The sequence below is a fragment of the Amycolatopsis sp. NPDC059657 genome (assembly GCF_042734395.1).
Taxonomy (GTDB): Bacteria; Actinomycetota; Actinomycetes; order Mycobacteriales; family Pseudonocardiaceae; genus Amycolatopsis.
Map to the genome: position 1 here is coordinate 24,910 of NZ_JBHWEB010000083.1, position 17,869 is coordinate 42,778.

Annotated in this window: 7 protein-coding genes; 6 read left to right on the top strand and 1 reads right to left on the bottom strand. The window is 69.1% G+C overall.

Annotated elements, in window-relative coordinates:
* Window positions 1-2: 2 nt before the first annotated feature.
* From ACFV15_RS33705 to cysC, 4 genes are read left to right on the top strand one after another with little or no spacing between them, the layout of a single operon-like run.
* Complete coding sequence (locus tag ACFV15_RS33705) at window positions 3-560, top strand: hypothetical protein (protein ID WP_378355539.1); 558 nt, start codon at window positions 3-5, stop codon at window positions 558-560.
* Window positions 557-1,108: a deoxycytidine triphosphate deaminase gene (locus ACFV15_RS33710; protein WP_378355540.1), complete on the top strand. Its 552-nt coding sequence runs from the start codon at window positions 557-559 to the stop codon at window positions 1,106-1,108. Before ACFV15_RS33705 ends, ACFV15_RS33710 begins: the two co-directional genes overlap by 4 nt.
* Entirely contained in the window at window positions 1,105-3,414 is a 2,310-nt protein-coding gene (locus tag ACFV15_RS33715) for a penicillin acylase family protein (RefSeq protein ID WP_378355541.1), read from the top strand. Before ACFV15_RS33710 ends, ACFV15_RS33715 begins: the two co-directional genes overlap by 4 nt.
* A gap of 22 nt (window positions 3,415-3,436) precedes the next feature.
* The gene (gene cysC, locus ACFV15_RS33720) at window positions 3,437-6,610 is read left to right on the top strand and encodes an adenylyl-sulfate kinase (protein ID WP_378355543.1); all 3,174 of its coding nucleotides are present in this window, start codon (window positions 3,437-3,439) and stop codon (window positions 6,608-6,610) included.
* A 103-nt stretch (window positions 6,611-6,713) separates the two neighbouring features.
* Here the strand turns inward: cysC and ACFV15_RS33725 are convergent, their stop codons facing one another.
* Window positions 6,714-6,977 carry a hypothetical protein gene (locus tag ACFV15_RS33725; RefSeq protein ID WP_378355545.1) on the bottom strand — a complete coding sequence of 88 codons (264 nt, stop codon included), beginning with the start codon at window positions 6,975-6,977 and terminating at the stop codon, window positions 6,714-6,716.
* A gap of 1,059 nt (window positions 6,978-8,036) precedes the next feature.
* On the opposite strand from ACFV15_RS33725, the gene ACFV15_RS33730 reads away from it, so the two are divergent.
* Complete coding sequence (locus ACFV15_RS33730; protein WP_378355546.1) at window positions 8,037-8,702, top strand: methyltransferase; 666 nt, start codon at window positions 8,037-8,039, stop codon at window positions 8,700-8,702.
* Between the two features lie 282 nt (window positions 8,703-8,984).
* The coding region (locus ACFV15_RS33735) for an SDR family NAD(P)-dependent oxidoreductase (protein WP_378355548.1) at window positions 8,985-17,869 on the top strand (8,885 nt) is incomplete at its 3' end.

The window sequence follows — 17,869 nt, forward strand, 5'->3', positions numbered from 1 at the left end:
TGGTGTTGATCGGACGAAACCCGGTGCTGCTCTCGATAATCGGGCTGACCGGCTGTGGGAAGTCGACCTTCGCGGCGTTGGCCGCGGAGTTCGCCGCCGATCGAGGCTTGAGCTTCGCCACGGTGAAACTGGCGGCCCCGCTCTACACGCTGCAGGACAAGGTCTACGCCGTCGCGGGGATGAAAGTCCCGCCGGGTGCGCAGGACCAGATCCTGATGGAAAACCTCGCAGGCGAGCTCCGCCGAATCCAGCCGGCGTCGCTGGCCACCGACTTCCTCCGGCGCCTTGCCACGATCAAAGCCGATGTCGTGGTCAACGATGACCTGCGCGATCCGCACGTGGACGCGGTAGCGCTGCGGCGTCACGGGTTCCGGATCGTCCGGGTCACCGCCGACGAGGCGGTTCGCACGGCGAGGCTCACGCGTCGCGGCGATCTCAGCCACTCGGACCGGTCGACCGCCGAACTGGACTTGATCCACCCCGAGGTCGTCATCGACAACAGCGGGGAGCTCGCCCGGTTCCGGGAACGGGCCACCGAGATACTGGAAGGCTGGCAGTGATCCTGACCGGCAGTGACATCGACCGTGAGGTGCTGGCCGGTCGTATCCACATCGACGACTATGACCGGGAACGGCTGGAGCCCAACAGTTACGGCTTTCGGCTGGCGGCCGATCTCCTGTGGTACGAGGACGAGATCGTCGACTGTTTTGAAGCGCCCGTCGCGCATCGCGAGGCGATCGGCACGGAAGGCGTCGTGCTGCTGCCGGACCGGCTCTATCTCGGTGCCACGATGGAGGCGATGGGCAGCTCGCATTATGCCGCGACGCTGTACGCGAGCCGCTCGGTCAGCACGCTCGGGATCTGGATCCAGTACTCCGCGCCGCTCGGACACAGCGGCGCGGTGTTCCCATGGACGCTCGAGATCAAGGTGGCCGCGCCGGTGCGGGTCTATCCGGGCATGATCGTCGGCAAGCTCGCCTTCTGGTCCATGCAGGGCGAAGCGGTCAACTACGCGGGCAAGTACACCGGTTCACGAACGACCGTCGTCTCCCGGCTGAGCACCGAGCGGGCCACCAGGCCGGAACTGCAGACGGCGGGCGCTCCGTGAGGCTCAGGCTGCTCGCCGACGCGGTGCGGCTGGTTTCCGTCGCGGCCAGGATCGCCATACCACCACGGGCCCGCAGCCGGGAGCGAATCCGCGTCACGGTGCTGTCCGAGCCGGTCGAGGTGCTGCGTGACCGGTGGGGAGTCCCGCACGTCTACGCGCGGAACCGGGCGGACCTGTTCGCCGCGCAGGGTTTTCTCCACGCGCGGGACCGGCTGTGGCAGATGGAACTGCAACGACGGCTGGGCCGCGGCGAGCTGGCTGAACTGGTCGGCCCGGACGCGCTCGACGGCGACCGGTTCGCGAGGACACTCGGGCTCAGGCGAACGGCCGAGGCCGAAGTGTCGCTTTTGGACAGTGCGACCCGTGCGGCGGTCGAGGCCTACGTCCGCGGTGTCAACGCCTGCCTCGGCACGCGTCGCGGTCTTCCCCCGGAATTCCGGCTGCTCGGCCATCGGCCCCGGCCGTGGACCGCGGTGGACGTGCTCGTCTGGGGCAAGGCGCTCGGCCTGAGCATGTCCGGGAACTGGGCGTCGGAGGTGTTGCGCGCCAGGATCGTCGACGCGCTCGGGCCCGATGCGGCCGCCCGGCACGACCTCGGGTACCTGCCGGGCCAGTGCTCGACGGTGCCCGCAGCCGAGTCCCCAGAGCTGCCTGCCGACCCGTTGCTGGGTAGCTCCCACGTCGCTCAGGGCAGCAATGCCTGGGCCGTGTCGGGAAAGCTGAGCAAGCACGGCAAGCCGTTGCTCGCCTGCGATCCGCATCTGAACATCTCCTTCCCGGCGATCTGGTACCAGAACCACCTGCACGCGCCCGACTTCCATGTGACCGGCGCCGGCCTGCCCGGCGCGCCCGGCGTGGTGACCGGGCACAACGACCGGATCGCGTGGGGGTTCTCGAACGCGCGCGCCGACGTCCAGGACCTGTTCGAGGAACGCGTCGAGGACGGGCGTTACCTGCACGGGGACCGGTGGCTGCCGCTGACGGTCACCCGCGAGACCATCTCGGTGCGGCGCGGCGGCGACGAGGTCGTCGAGGTCCGCGCGACCGGGCACGGACCGCTCGTCACCGAAGTGCTCGGCGGGTCAAGGGAACTGGCGTTCTGCTGGACCGGCAACATCCCGGGCGGCCTGCTGCCGTCCCTGCTGGCGTTGAACGCCGCCGAAGACTGGGCGGCGTTCGACCGCGCGCTCGACGGGTGGGCCGAGCCCGCGCTGAACTTCGTCTACGCCGACGTCGACGGGCACATCGGGTACCGGCTCGCCGGGGCGGTGCCGGTGCGCGCGGACGGCGACGGAAGCGTGCCGGCCCCTGGCTGGACCGGCACCCACGAATGGACCGGGCTGGTCGCCGCGGACGAGTTGCCCCGAGCTCTCGACCCGGCGACGAACCTGCTGGTCACGGCAAACAACCGGATCGAAGAGGCCGAGCGGATCCCCGGTGAATGGATTCCGGACTACCGGGCCAGGCGGATCGCGGACCTGCTCGGCGCCGGGGAGCACGAGGTCGGGACCTTCACCCGGATCCAGAACGACGTGCTCAGCCTGCCAGGGCTGGAGCTCGCGGGACTGGCGAACCGGTTGCCGGCCGTGAACCCGCTCGAGCGCGCGGCCCGTGACGCGCTGGTCCGCTGGGACGGCGAGCTCACCGCGGACAGCGGCGCGGGCGCGATCTACTGGAGTCTGCGCACCGCGCTGCTCAAGCATGCCTACGCGGACCTGGCCGGGCCGCTTGGTCTGAAGGCGGGGCTCGGCATGTTCACCTGGCAGCCCGGCCTGGAATTCCTGGAGTACGTCGCCACGCCCAACACGCTCAAAAGGCTGACCGCGCGTGAGGACGACTGGCTGCCGCCAGGGCGTGACTGGCAGTCGGTGTTCACGGGGGCGTGGCGGGAAGCACTGGCGGAACTGACCGGACAGCTCGGGCCGGATGTCGGCGACTGGCGGTACGGGCGGTTGCACCAGCTGACCCTGTGCCATCCGTTCGGCGGCCTCCCGCTGCTCGACAGGCTGGTGAACCGTGGCCCGTTCCCGACCGGCGGCGACCTCGACACGGTCTGCGCCGGCCAGCTCGGCCAGAGTGCGGACGGCTCGCCCGCCTACAGCGGCGGCGCCTACCGCCAGGTCTGTGACCTGGCGGACTGGGACCGGTCGGTGAGCGTGCTCGCCACCGGCCAGTCCGGGCGCCCCGGCGACCGGCACTACGCGGATCTCGCCGAACTCTGGCTCCGCGCTGAGTACCACCCGATGTTGTGGACCAGGTCGCTGGTGGAGCAGGAAACAGAGCAGCGAATCGCACTCGAACCGTGAAAACCGAGCTTGGGGGATCGTGATGGAAGAGCGGGAGTCAGCCGTCGCCGTGGTGGGTGCGGGAGCAGCAGGTGCGCTCACCGCGCTTCGCTTGCTGGGCGGCGGACGGTTCGAAGTGGTGCTCATCGATCCGGCGCGTGAAGCCGGTCGCGGCGTCGCCTACGCGACGCGGGAACCTTCGCACTTGCTCAACGCCCCGGCCGGCCGGCTGAGCGCCGATGAGGGCGATCCCGGCCAGTTTGTCCGGTGGGCTTGTGAACGGCTGGGCCGCGAAGTCCGGCCGGACGAGTTCCTGCCGAGAGGCCTGCTCGGTGACTATCTCGGCTCGCGGCTCGACGCCGTGGGTGGCCGCCTGCGCCGGGTACGGGAACATGTCCTCGCCGCCGAGCGGTGTGCGGACGGGGTGACGCTGCGGCTGACGTCCGGCGACGCCCTCGCCGTCGCGGCCGCCGTGCTCGCGGTCGGGGTGCCTCAGCCCGGGTGCGACTGGGCGCCGGACGCGCTGCGAGAGTCGCCCGCGTTCGTCGCGGATCCTTGGGCGCCCGGTATCGATGCCGACCGCGGCGGTGATGTGCTGCTCGTCGGTTCCGGGCTGACCATGGTGGACCTCGCGGTCCAGCTCGACCGTCCCGATCGGACACTGCATGTGGTGTCCCGCACCGGCTTGCTTCCCCGGCGGCACCTGGCTCGACGCATCAGCTCGCCCCCCGCACCCGACTTGACCGGCGTCACCGACCTCGACGCGGTGTGGCGAGTGGCGTCGGCGGGGCGGGACTGGCGTTCGGCCGTGGACAGTCTGCGCGCGGCCACCCCCCGGATCTGGGGTGGCCTGCCGGAAACCGAGCGGGAACGGTTCCTCGCCGAGAAGGCACGCTACTGGGACAGCTACCGGCACCGGATGGCTCCGGCGGCCGCCGACCGGCTCCGTGAGATCCGGCGAGCAGGACGACTTCTGATGTATACCGGAGAAGTCGACGCGACCACACCGGACGATGGCGGGCTGCGCGCCGAGCTGACCGGGGGAGAGGCACTGCGCGTCGGCACGGTCGTCAACTGCACCGGTCCGTGCCACGACCTGAGCAAGTCCACGAACCCGCTGGTGAGGTCACTGCTCGAGAGCGGGCTCGCCGTTCGCGGCCCCCACGGACTAGGCCTCGATACCGGCGCCGACGGCCGCTTGCGCGCGAATGGTCCACTATGGACGATCGGAGCGACCCGCGTCGGCACGCTCTGGGAATCCACCGCGTTCCCGGAGATCAGGGCACAGGCGACCGCGGTCGCCGCCAGCGTGTCGGCCTCGATCGGGCGGAAGGCGTCCAGCCGTCGGCGCCCGCGTGACCGCTACGGCCTGACGCTGAGCACGACCCGGGAGGCGGCCGCGGTGTTCGGCAAGGGCATCGACGGGATCCTGCGCGGCCAGCGTGGCGCGCTGGGTCACCTCGTCGCCGCGACCGAGGCCGACCCGGGTTTCGCGCTCGGTCACGCGGTGCTCGCGCTGCTCGGGCTGGAATGGGGAGCGCCGGTCGATATCGCCGCGTCGGTACGCGACGCGCGCGCGTTCGCGGCGGGTGCCGACAGCAGGGAGCGCAGCTTCGTGGCGGCGGTGGCGGCCAGGGCGGCGGACTCGCGAGCCGGTGGCCGGGCTTTGCTGCGGCACATCGAAAGCCACCCCCGTGACGCGTTCGCGGTCAACGTCGCGGTGCCGACCATCTCGTTCGGCGGGTTCACCAGCGAGCAGGAAACCTGGTCGCTGGTGGAAAGCCTGGCGGGACACTACGGCGACGACTGGTGGTACCAAAGCCAGCTGGCTTTCGTCCGGCAGGAGCAGGGACGCTGGATCGAGGCCGAAGCACTCGCTTCCCGTGCACTGGCAGCGGAACCGGCGTCCAGCCACGCCGTGCACGCGCGAACACACGTGTTCTACGAGACGGGTGCGCACCAAGAAGGACTGGCCTGGCTCAACGACTGGATCGGCGCCTGGGGCGACACCAGCGACGGCCGGATCCACTTCGCCTGGCACGCCGCGCTCCACGAGTTGATGCTGGGCGACGACGAGGCGGTCCGGCGGCGCTACGACCGTGACCTCGCCGCAGTGCGCGGACCGCGAGCGCTCGTCGACGCGGCTTCGCTGCTGTGGCGCTGCGAGATGACCAGGAACTGGGACCGCAAGGACGGCGCGACCGCCGTACTCGCCTCCTCCCCGCAGGAGTGGCTGACCGACCCGCCGACGTCGTTCGCCGCCATGCACGCGGCGATCGCGATGGCCGCGGCCAAGGACCAGACCCGGCTGCGGATATTGGCCACCTACGCGGCTGGCCACGACTCTGAGGTATACCGGCAAGTGGTCGCACCGCTGTGCGGCGGGCTGCAGAATGTCGTCGCGGGGCGCTGGAACGCGGCGGTCGCCCAGCTGGAGCAGGTGCGCCCGCGCGTCGCCCACCTCGGCGGCAGCGCCGCCCAGCGTGAGGTCATCGAGGACACCTTCGTGCACGCGCTGGCCAAGGCGGGACGGCACGAGGAAGCGGCCGACGTCCTATCGGCGCGGCTTGACCGGCGTCCGGCCTCCCCGCTCGAACGCGGCAGGCTGGCCGGGTTGCGTAACCTGGCCTCAGGCGACATCCGCTGGCAGCCCATGACCGTCGGCAAGAACGAACGAGCCCGTTTGAACGGCCACCGCCCGATGATCGTGTGGTTCACCGGGCTTTCCGGGGCGGGCAAGTCGACCATCGCCGACCTGCTGGAGCAGTGCCTGCACGCCGAAGGCAGGCACACCTACCTGCTCGACGGCGACAACGTCCGCCACGGCCTCAACCGCGACCTCGGCTTCGCCGACGCGGACAGGCAGGAGAACATCCGGCGAGTCGCCGAGGTCGCCGCACTGATGGCGGACGCCGGGTTGATCGTGCTGGTGTCCTTCATCTCGCCATTCGCCGCCGAGCGAGAGCTCGCGCGCGGGCTTGTCAAGGACGGCGAGTTCTGCGAGGTCTTCGTCGACACCCCGCTCGTGGTCGCGGAAGGCCGTGACCCGAAGGGTCTCTACCGCAAGGCGCGCAGCGGCCGGTTGAAGGACTTCACCGGCATCGACTCGCCGTACGAACGTCCCGAGCGCCCCGAGATCCGCATCGACACGACAACCCAGACAGCCGAGGACGCCGTCGGGAAGATCATGGCTCAACTGCGTTCGATGAACTTCTGACCCGCTTGACGGCGCAGGGGGGCGGCGGAGGTGCTCGGCTCGGGTGGTCCGTCACTCGCGACCCGGTGCCGCGATACTCGGATCCCCGGCGGGGTCGTCTCGGTCAGCTGGCGATCGGGAGGCCCGGCTCGGCCAGCGCGGTCAGGCCGCGTTCGGTCACCACGGCGGGGACCCGCTCGCCGATCCTGCCCGATCGCGCGGGTGCGATGAGCGCGGACCTGCTCAGTAAGTGCGCGGTCGGCTGGTCGCAGCACGACATGCCATCGACGTAGAGGTCGGGCTCACGGCTGATGGTGACCTGGCCACGTCCGTCACGGACCGCTTTCAGCATGCTCAGCGCGCGCTGGTTCAGTGGTTCTTGAGCCATGATCTCGTCCCGTCGACAGAGTGTTGTCGAATCTGCATGGAGTGCTTCCGCGTTTCGGATTGAACAATCCTAGGTATATGGACCAGTCGCACTCAATGCCTGAACGGCGAGCCCCTCAATCTGTGGAACTCTTTCTCGGTTTTGCGGACCAGGGTTTCACCCTTTTATGGACAACCCCGCTGCCGTCTCGGTGCGAAGGGCGGCGCAAGACGGCAGCGGGGTCGGGTTCTCGGCCTGCTGAACCGGGGAGGTGGCCGACGCGCTGTCCGTTCCCAGTGCGGCGCTTCGGCCCGTTCGTCGAACCTAGTGGGTGGAGCGAGAAAAAGGGGCGGCTTTCCGCATACCGTGCGAGTTTTTCGTGAGGGCGCGAAAAGTTCGGCAGGATCAAGAGTGAATGGCCCAGGCATGACAGTCGATCGAGCACTGGCGTCCCGAAACCGGTCGCGTATCAGTGAGCAGGCTGGCAGGTTCTATTGAGGGGAAGGTCAAACGTGGCGTGCGAGTTCGGGATTTAGCGGGCTTTATTCCGGCCTGACCTGGTGAGGGGTCCCAGACACCCCGGCACTCGCACCCCACTCGCGCCCCGCTCCAGTGGACCCGGCGCGCGCCGGCGCCTTCGTGCGAAGCCTTCGGGTGTTGGTTTCACTCTGGCGAATGACATGGATCGACACGGATCCGGTGCATACAGGAACGTATCGTTTGACCATTGATCGCACGCGTGTCCGGATCTGATCATTAAAATCTAGACCAACCTCGATCCGCCGAAAGACCTGGGCAGCATGTCCGAAGAAGCCGGAGGAACTTGCGCGTTTTGCTGACTCGTCGGACGGTCGGCATGTGGTGGAATCGAGGACGAGGCAGGCAGGAGGTCTCCACAGTGTCATCGAGTCGCGAGCTATAGGTGTGCGCCCGCGCGACGTGCCGATCTCGCCTTGGCGGGGATCGGCTGCTTGATCGCCAGGAAGGCGCACGCTTCCCGGACTGATTTGTACGTCTCAAACATTGCTCGTCGACAACGAACGATACGACCGTCGGATGACGGACAGGAGAAGCAACCGCATGACGAAATCCCCTGATGGTGGAGTCGCGCACGAGGATCAGGTGTACTACCGTCCGGGCAGGCTGAGGACCTACGATCTACTGATCCTGCGACTGTCGAACAGCCTGCTGTGGCGATGCCCGACCAGTCTTCAGTTGCAGCACTACGATCGCAACATCAGCGCGAAACACCTGGATATCGGCCCCGGTAGCGGCTATTACCTCGATCATTGCACATTTCCGGAAACTCCATCGATTTCGCTGTTGGATCTCAACCCCTCGCCGCTGGAGTTCGTATCCCGGCGCATCTCTCGTTACGCTCCGCGCAAGATCGTCGCGGACATCTGTAAGCCTGGCCTCGAGATCGGGCAAGAGTTCACCTCCGTGGCGTTGAACTACGTGATGCACTGCCTGCCCGACCAAGACGGTGACAGGGAAGCGACATTCGCGAATATTCGCAACACTCTGGTGCCAGGTGGATTGTTTTTCGGTTCCACTGTTATGGGCAAGGGTGTCCACCATACGCCGTTCTCTCGGCGGGTGAACGAGAAGTACAACCAGATCGGTGCGTTCCACAATAGGAATGACAGTCCAGAGCGACTGGAGCGACTGCTGAGCGCGCAGTTCGAAAAGTGCGAGATTCGGCTCCACGGTGCCGTCGCTCTGTTCAGTGCGACGGCCGCCTGATCGGCTGCATTTTATCGTGCGAAAAAGGGGCTTCTGGCGGGCGTCATCATTGCCGCTGACCAGTTGGTCGCGGAAATGCTTGCCGGTGGCCACGTGATGCGCAAATTCTGGCCTCATTTTCCTTCGGTGGCTGAATCTTTGTTCACAGCCTTGACGATGTCTTCCTGCTTCAACATGATGGCGGAATAGTGAATAGGCCGCTCGCCCTGGATGATCGCGCGTGAAAAGGCACTATCCTAACCTTCGTTGTCAACACTAGTCGATTATTGGTGAGCTGATAATATGGTGGCACCTGGTGAAGCTGGCGAAATTTCGCGAAGCGAAGGAATTGCGGTCGTCGGGCTGTCGTGCCGACTTCCGGATGCGTCTTCGCCTGCGGAGTTCTGGAGGTTGCTGAGCCGGGGGCGCGATGCGGTCGGTGAGCGGCCGTCGAGCCGGCGTGCCGAGGGTGCTGCCGCTGAGCGAGCAGGCTATCTCGACCAGGTGGACCGGTTCGACGCGGAATTCTTCGGCATTTCACCGAAAGAAGCCTCCGCGATGGATCCGCAACAGCGACTGGCGCTCGAGTTGAGTTGGGAGGCACTGGAGGAGGCGGGCCTGCCGCCCGCGACGCTGAGCGGCACTCGGACAGGCGTGTTCGTCGGCACCATGTGGGACGATTACGCCGCCCGGCTCGGTGACTCCGCGGAATCACTCGCCACTCGTCACTCGTTCGCGGGACTTCAGCGTGCCGGTATCGCCAACAGGATATCGTATTTCCTAGGGCTCACCGGGCCGAGCATGGTGGTCGACTCCGGTCAGTCATCTTCGCTCGTTGCCGTGCATCTGGCGTGCGAAAGCCTGCGTCGCGGTGAATCGTCGCTCGCCGTCGCCGCTGGGGTGAACCTCATGCTGGCCTCGCACAGCTTGGCGGTTTCCGACGCGTTCGGCGCTCTTTCTCCCGACGCTCGGTGTTTCACGTTCGACGCGCGAGCCAACGGCTACGTCCGAGGCGAAGGCGGCGGCGTGGTCGTGTTGAAGCGCCTTGATTCGGCACTGGCCGACGGCGACCAGATCCATTGCGTGATTTTGGGCGGAGCGGTCAACAACGACGGTGCGGGTGACACGTACACCGCTCCGAGCGGACCCGCGCAGGAGCAACTGCTGGCGGCGGCGTGCCGGCGTGCCGCGGTCGCCCCCGTCGATGTCACGTACGTCGAACTGCACGGCACTGGAACGGCACTGGGCGATCGGGTCGAGGCCGCGGCTCTCGGCACGGTGTACGGGCGGGAACGGCCGGCGAGCCGTCCGCTCCGAGTCGGGTCGGCCAAGACGAACGTCGGCCACCTGGAGGGCGCCGCGGGCATCACCGGCCTGCTCAAGGTGGTGCTGTCGCTGAAGAACCGCGCGCTGCCGCCCAGCCTCAACTTCGAGACACCGAACCCGCGGATCGATTTCGCCGGGGCCAGGCTGGCGGTACAGCAACACCTGGAGGACTGGCGGGCGGGCGGTCGGCTGATCGCGGGTGTCTCGTCATTCGGGCTCGGCGGAACCAACTGTCACCTGATCGTCGGCGAGGCACCGAAGACGACGGCCGAGGCCGAGGCCGAGGCGGACGAGCCGGCGACGACGGCATTGGTGCTGTCGGCACGATCGGACGCCGCGTTGGGCGAGCAGGCGGAACAGCTTCGTCAGCTGCTCGAGGCGCCGGACGGTCCGGCGCTCGGGGACACCGCTCTGTCGCTGGCCGTCACCCGCACCCATTTCCGGGACCGTGCGGTGCTGCTGGGAAGCAGTCGCGAAGAGCTTTTGAACGCCTGCTCGGCGGTGGCGCGCGGCGAAGAGTCGGCGGTCGTCGTCCGTGGCAGCGCCCGCGAACACGGCAAGACGGTCTTCGTCTTCCCAGGCCAGGGCACCCAGTGGACGGCGATGGCGGCGGAACTGCTCGATTCCTCGCCGGTCTTCGCCCGCAGTATCGAGGAGTGTGGTGACGCGCTCGCCTCGCACCTGGACTGGTCGCTCGGTGACGTGCTCCGCGGTGCGCCGGGCGTCCCCGACCCGGCCCGTGACGATGTCGTCCAGCCGGTGACCTTCGCGGTCATGGTTTCCCTCGCCCGGCTCTGGGCGCACCACGGTGTGTCACCTGATGCGGTGATCGGTCATTCCCAGGGCGAGATCGCCGCCGCGCACATCGCCGGCGCGTTGTCGCTCGAAGACGCGGCGGCCGTCGTCGCGTTGCGGAGCAAGGCGATCGTCGAGCTGACGGCAGGCTCCGGTGGTGGCATGGCCTCCGTGGAGCTGGCCGCCGAAGAAGTCCGGACGCTGCTGGAGCGGTGGGGCGGCAGCCTCGAGATCGCGGCGAGCAACAGCCCGTTGTCGACCGTGGTGTCGGGTGACCGAGCCGCGCTCGACGAGCTGATCGCGGTCCTGAAAGGACGGAATGTCCGGCATCGCCTGATCCCGGTCGGCTATGCGTCGCATACGAGCGGCATGGAGCCGCTTCGCCGTCGCCTGCTGACGGACCTGAGCGGCATTCGCACCCAGAACACGGAAATCGCCTGCTATTCCACGCTGACCGGTGGCCGGATCGCCCCTGAGGCCTTGACCGCGGCTTACTGGTACCGGAACCTTCGGTACCCCGTTCAGTTCGAGCAGGCCGTGCGAGCGGCGGCAGGCGACGGGCACGACGTGTTCATCGAGAGCAGCCCGCACCCGGTGCTGACCACAGCGATCCGGCACACCGTGCCAGGGGTAGTGGCGGCAGGCACCCTGCGGCGTGACCACGGCGGAATGCGCCAGTTCCTCACGGCGCTCGGGCAAGCGCACGTTCACGGCGTCCATGTCGATTGGGCGAAGACCGTCCCCGGCGCCCGGCGCGTCGCACTGCCGACCTATCCGTTCCAGCGAAGCCTGCATTGGATCGACACGGCGCCGGTCTCACCGCCGGTGCGCGAACCGGAGACCAGGGACCTGCCCGAGTCTCCGGCAGCAGGCCCGGTTCGCTCGCTCACGGCCGACCCGGTTCGCCAGGCGGCCGCCGCCGTGCTCGGCTACGCCAGGCCCGACGAGATCGACATCACCCGTACCTTTCGCGACCTCGGCTTCGACTCGGCGGCCACGATCGAGTTCAGCGACCGGCTGTCCCGGCTGACCGGCACGAGCCTCCCCGCGACACTCGCCTTCGAGCATCCGACGCCCGAAGCGGTCATCGACCACCTCACGGCCGGGGCCCAGCCCGCGGAGTCCGTCGTCGCGGACCGGTCGGACGATCCGATCGCGATCGTGGCGATGAGCGGCCGGTGGCCGGGTGGGACCGACAGCCCCGACGCACTCTGGCGGCTGTTGCTCTCCGGCGGCGACGTGATCGGGCCCGTCCCGGCGGATCGCGGCTGGGAGCAGGCCGGGATCACCGGTGGTTTCCTGCACGACGCCTTCGAGTTCGACAATGACTTCTTCGGGGTGAGCCCGCGCGAGGCGGCCGCGATGGATCCGCAGCAGCGATTGCTGCTCGAATCCGCCTGGGAAGCGGTGGAACGGTCGGGGATCGCCCCGATGGCACTGCGCGGCACCGACACGGGGGTGTTCCTCGGTGTCACCGCGCAGGACTACGGCCCGCGGTTGCACGAAGCCGCGAAGGGCTATGAGGGACATGCGCTGACCGGAAGCTTCACCAGCGTCGCCTCCGGACGGATCGCGTACGTGCTGGGGCTGGAAGGCCCCGCCATCACGGTGGACACCGCGTGTTCCTCGTCGCTGGTCGCGCTCCACCTCGCCGCGCAAGCACTGCGCCATGACGAGTGCCGTCTCGCATTGGCCGGGGGAGCGGCGGTGATGGCACTGCCGGGGATGGTCACCGAGTTCGGCCACCAGAACGGATTGGCGGCCGACGGGCGGTGCAAGCCGTTCTCGGCCGCGGCCGACGGCACCGGATGGTCCGAAGGCGTCGGCATGCTCCTGCTGGAGCGGCTCTCCGACGCGCGCCGTAACGGACACCCGGTGCTGGCGGTGATCCGCGGCAGTGCGGTCAACTCCGATGGTGCCAGCAACGGCCTGTCCGCCCCGAACGGTCTGGCTCAGCAGCGTGTCATCCGGCAAGCGCTGACGAACGCGCACCTGACGGCAGGCGAGATCGACGCCGTCGAGGCGCACGGCACGGGAACCGCGCTGGGCGACCCGATCGAGGCGCGGGCGTTGCTCGCCACCTACGGTCAGGACCGTCGGCACCCGGTGCTCGTCGGCTCGGTCAAGTCCTGCCTCGGCCACACCCAAGCCGCGGCTGGCGTCACCGGTGTCATCGCGACGGTGCTGGCGATGCGGCACGGCCTGCTGCCCCGGACCCTGCACCTGGATCGGCCTTCGCCCCACGTCGACTGGAACGCGGGTGCGGTCGAGCTGCTCGCCGAGTCCCGTGAGTGGCCGGAGACCGATCATCCCCGCCGTGCGGGCGTGTCCTCCTTCGGCATCAGCGGCACCAACGCGCACGTCATCCTCGAGCAGGTGGCCGCCGAGCAGGAACCCGGGCGACCCGAGGCGCACTCCGGGCCGTTGCCGTGGTTGCTGTCCGCCAAGTCGGACGCGGCACTGCGCGAACTGTCCGGGCGGCTGGCCGGGCACCTCGGTGCGCATCCCGATGTCCGGCCCGATGAGGTGGCCGCCGCACTCGCTGCCTCCCGGTCGGCGCACGGTCACCGTGCGGTGGTCATCGCCGATGACCGCACGGAGGCCGTGGCCGCGTTCGAGGCACTGCGGACCGGTGACCCGAGCGGGAACACGATGGTGGGAACCGCCGACCCGTCGGTCGCCGGACCGGTGTTCGTCTTCCCTGGGCAGGGCTCGCAATGGGCGGGGATGGCACTGGCACTGCTGGACACCGACGAGGCCTTCGCCGCGGCGCTCGACGCCTGCGCCCAGGAGCTCGAGAAGCACGTCCCGTGGCGGCTGCACACAGTGCTGCGCGATCCCGACCCGGCGCTGCTGATGCGGTCCGACGTCGTCCAGCCCGTGATGTTCGCGATCACGGTCGCGCTGGCACGGACCTGGCAGCAGTGGGGCGTTCAGCCCGCCGCGATCATCGGCCACTCGCAGGGTGAGATCGCCGCCGCGCACGTCGCGGGCGCGCTCACCCTGGCGGACGCGGCCCTCATCGTCACCGCACGCAGTGTGCTGCTGACAGGGCTGCCTGCCGGCACCGGCATGGTCTCCATCCGCAGGCCCGCCGACGAGTTGGACCTCCTGGACGACATCCCTGGCCTCACCATCGCGGCGGTCAACGGGCCGAGCAGCACGGTGGTCGCCGGCACCGACGACGAACTCAAGCGCGTACTGGACGCGTGCGGCCGGCTGGACATCGATGCCGCGCGGGTCCCGATCGAATACGCCTCGCACTCCCCGCACGTGCGGGGAGTCGAGAACGCCATGCTGGCCGCGCTGGCCTCGGTGTCGCCGCAGGACTCGGAGATTCCCTTCTACTCCACGGTCACCGGCGGACGGCTCGGCACCGCCGAGCTGGATGGCCGTTACTGGTATGCCAACCTGAGCGAGCAGGTGCGGTTCCACCAGGCCGTCACCGCGCTCGTCGAGGACGGTCACCGCGTCTTCCTCGAGGTCAGCCCGCAACCCGTGCTGGCGGCGAGTATCCGGGAAACCCTCGGCGACCGGGCCGGCCTGGCCACCGGAACGTTGCGGCGGAACGAAGGCGGCAGGCGGGAACTGCTGCGCGCGGCGGCGCGCCTGCACGTCGCCGGGGTCGGCGTCGACTGGACGCGGGCGCTGCCGCCGCTGAGCGGCCACGTCGAGTTGCCGACGTATCCGTTCCAGCGCACGCGATTCTGGCTGCCTGGCGGCAACCGGGCACAGGCAGGGCCGCATCCGCTGATCGACACGGTCACCCGCGTCGCAGGCGCGGCCACGGTCGTCTTCGCCGGCCGGTTGTCGGCGCAGGACCATCCCTGGCTGAGCGAACACACCGTGCGGGGGGTGCGGCTCCTGCCCGTGGCGGTGTACGTGGAGTTGCTCACCTACATCGCGGACGAGACCGGCTTCGACGGCCTCGACGAGCTCGTCCTGCACGCGCCGTTGATCGTGCCCGAGCAGGGCGGCCTGCGGCTGCAGGTCGTCGTCGAGGGGAACGACGTCTCGGTGTACTCCCAGGCCGAGCAGCCCGGGGTGAGTCAGTGGGTGCGGCACGCGACAGCGAGCCTGGCCACCGGAATGTCCACAATGGAATCGGCGGCGGACGACGACGTGCTCGTCGAAGCCACGCTCGCCCCGTCTCTGGATCCGGATCAGTTCCGGCTTCACCCGAGCCTGCTGGACGCGGTGCTGCGGGCGGCGGTCAGCCTGACCGAGACCGGCGGCGAGCCGGAGCACATGCCCTTCTCGCTGTCCGGGATCCGGCTGGACGCCATCGGAGCCACGGTGCTGCACGCACGGCTGCGGATGACTGGTGCGGACTCGGTGTCCGTGGTCGTCACCGATCCGTCGGGCGAGCCCGTCATCTCGGTGGATTCTCTTGTCGTACGGCCGCTTCCCGCCGAACTGCGCCCGACGCCCGAGCACGCGGCGGGCGAGTGCCTTTACGAGCAGGTACTGACCGAGCTCGAAGCCGCGCCGCCCGCCGGAGCCACACGGATGGTTCGAGTCCTGCCGGACGAGATGCCGCTGCCCGAACACCGACCGGGTGATCTCGCGGTCGTGACGAGCTGGTCGGCGGATTCGCCCGGCCCGCAGGCGCTGCGTTCCGCGGTGACGCGCATGCTGACCCTTGGTCAAGCATGGCTGACCGATCGGGAAGTCCCGCTCGTGGTGGCCACCCGTGGCGCGCTGGCGGCGGACGCCGATCCGTCTGGCACCGCGGTGTGGGGGCTGGTGCGGTCGGCGCAGGCCGAGCACCCTGGCCGGTTCGTGCTGGTGGACCTCGACCCGGAGCTGACCGACGAGGAAGCCGTCGCGATGCTGGAGCGGCACGTCGCGACCATCGCCGCGCAGGTGGCGGCCGGGCAGGCGCAACTCGTCCTGCGTGCCGGCCGGTTCCATGCGCCGCGCCTGGCACGCAGCACGCCGAGCGAGAACGCGCGAGCGTCCGAGTGGAATCCTGAAGGGACCGTGCTGATCACCGGCGGCACGGGCGGCTTGGCAGGCCTGCTCGCCCGGCATCTGGTCGCGGAGCGGGGCGTGCGGCATCTCGTGCTGGCCAGTCGTTCGGGACCGACCGCGGCGGGCGCGGACGAGCTCAGCGCCGAGCTGACCGCGCTCGGGGCGCAGATCCGGGTGGTCGCTTGCGACGTGGCCGACCGCGGCGACCTTTCGGCGATGCTGGCGGGGATCGACGCCGATCATCCGTTGACGGCGGTCGTGCACACCGCCGCGGTACTCGACGACGGCGTCGTCGAAGGGCTCACCCCCGGCAGGCTGGACACCGTGCTGGCGCCCAAGGCCGACGGCGCCTGGCACCTGCACGAGCTGACCCGTGACCTGGAGCTGGCCGCGTTCGTCCTTTACTCCTCGCTCACGGCCACGGTCGAGAGCGCCGGACTCGGCAGTTATGCGGCGGCGAACGGATTCTTGGACGGGCTGGCCGCGCACCGGTGTTCGCAGGGGCTGCCCGCGACTTCGCTGGCGTGGGGACCGTGGTCGACGGGTGCGGGCATGACCGGGGCGCTGACCGACGTCGACCTGCGTCGGTTCGGCCGATCGGGCATGGTGCCGCTGGCCGCGGCCGAGGGGCTCGCGTTGTTCGACGCGGCACTCGACACAGGTCGGCCAGTCGTGGTCGCGGCCAGGCTGGACTCGGCGAGGTGGCACGAGCCCGAAGACGCGCCACAAGCCCTGCGCGATCTGATCCGCCGACCGGCGCGCCGGGCCGCCAAGGTGGCGGACCGAGTCGACGGCGGGCGGACGGTAAGGCAGTTCTCGCAGGTGCTGGAATTGGTCAGGACCCATGCCGCCGCCGTGCTGGGGTATGCCGATGCCGCGCGGATCGACGCCGACCGCCCGTTCCGGGACATGGGCTTCGACTCGTTGACCGCCGTGGAACTACGCAATCGCCTGACCCGCGCGACCAGCTTGACGCTCCCCGCGACCCTGACGTTCAACCACCCCACGGCCCGTTCGCTCGCCACCTTCCTGGTCACCGAGATGTCGGGGGTCGCGCAGCGCGAGGACGTGCGGTCCGCACCGGCCCCGGCGGCGGACGAGCCGTTGGCGATCGTCGGTATGGCGTGTCGGTTCCCTGGTGGTGTGGACAGTCCGGAGGCGTTGTGGTCGCTTGTCGAGGCGGGCGCCGATGTGATCGGCGAATTCCCGACCGACCGTGGCTGGAATCTGGACGGTTTGTTCGACGCGGATCCGGACGCGGTGGGCAAGACGTATGCCCGTGCGGGTGGTTTTCTGCGTGAGGCGGGCCTTTTCGATCCGTCGTTCTTCGGGATTTCGCCGCGTGAGGCGTTGGTGATGGATCCGCAGCAGCGGTTGTTGCTGGAAACGTCATGGGAAGCCCTAGAACGCGCGGGCATCGACCCGGGCTCCCTGCGCGGGCAGGATGTCGGCGTCTACTTCGGCCTGCAGGCGGGCCACTACGGATACGGCAATGAGGACGCCGAAGGCCTTGCCACCACAGGAATGGCGGCCAGCGTGGCCGCCGGCCGGGTGTCGTATGTGCTGGGTCTTGAGGGGCCTGCGGTGACGGTGGACACGGCGTGTTCGTCGTCGTTGTCGGCGCTGCATCTCGCGGGACAGGCGCTGCGCGCGGGGGAGTGCTCGCTGGCGTTGGCCGGTGCCGTCACGGTCATGGCCACGCCGGACCTGCTGGTGGAATTCGCTCGCCAGCGCGGCTTGTCGCCGGACGGCCGGTGCCGAGCGTTCGCGGACAGTGCGGACGGCACTGGCTTTTCCGAGGGCGTCGGGGTTCTGGTGCTGGAGCGGCTGTCCGACGCGCGGCGCAACGGGCATCAGGTGCTGGCGGTGGTGCGTGGTTCGGCGGTGAATCAGGATGGTGCGTCGAACGGGCTGACCGCACCCAACGGTATGGCTCAGGAGCGGGTGATTCGCCGGGCTTTGGCGAATGCCGGGGTCACGGCGGACGAAGTCGACGTAGTCGAGGCGCACGGTACGGGCACGAGGCTGGGTGATCCGATCGAGGCGCAGGCGTTGCTGGCGACTTATGGCCAGGATCGGGATCGTCCTTTGTG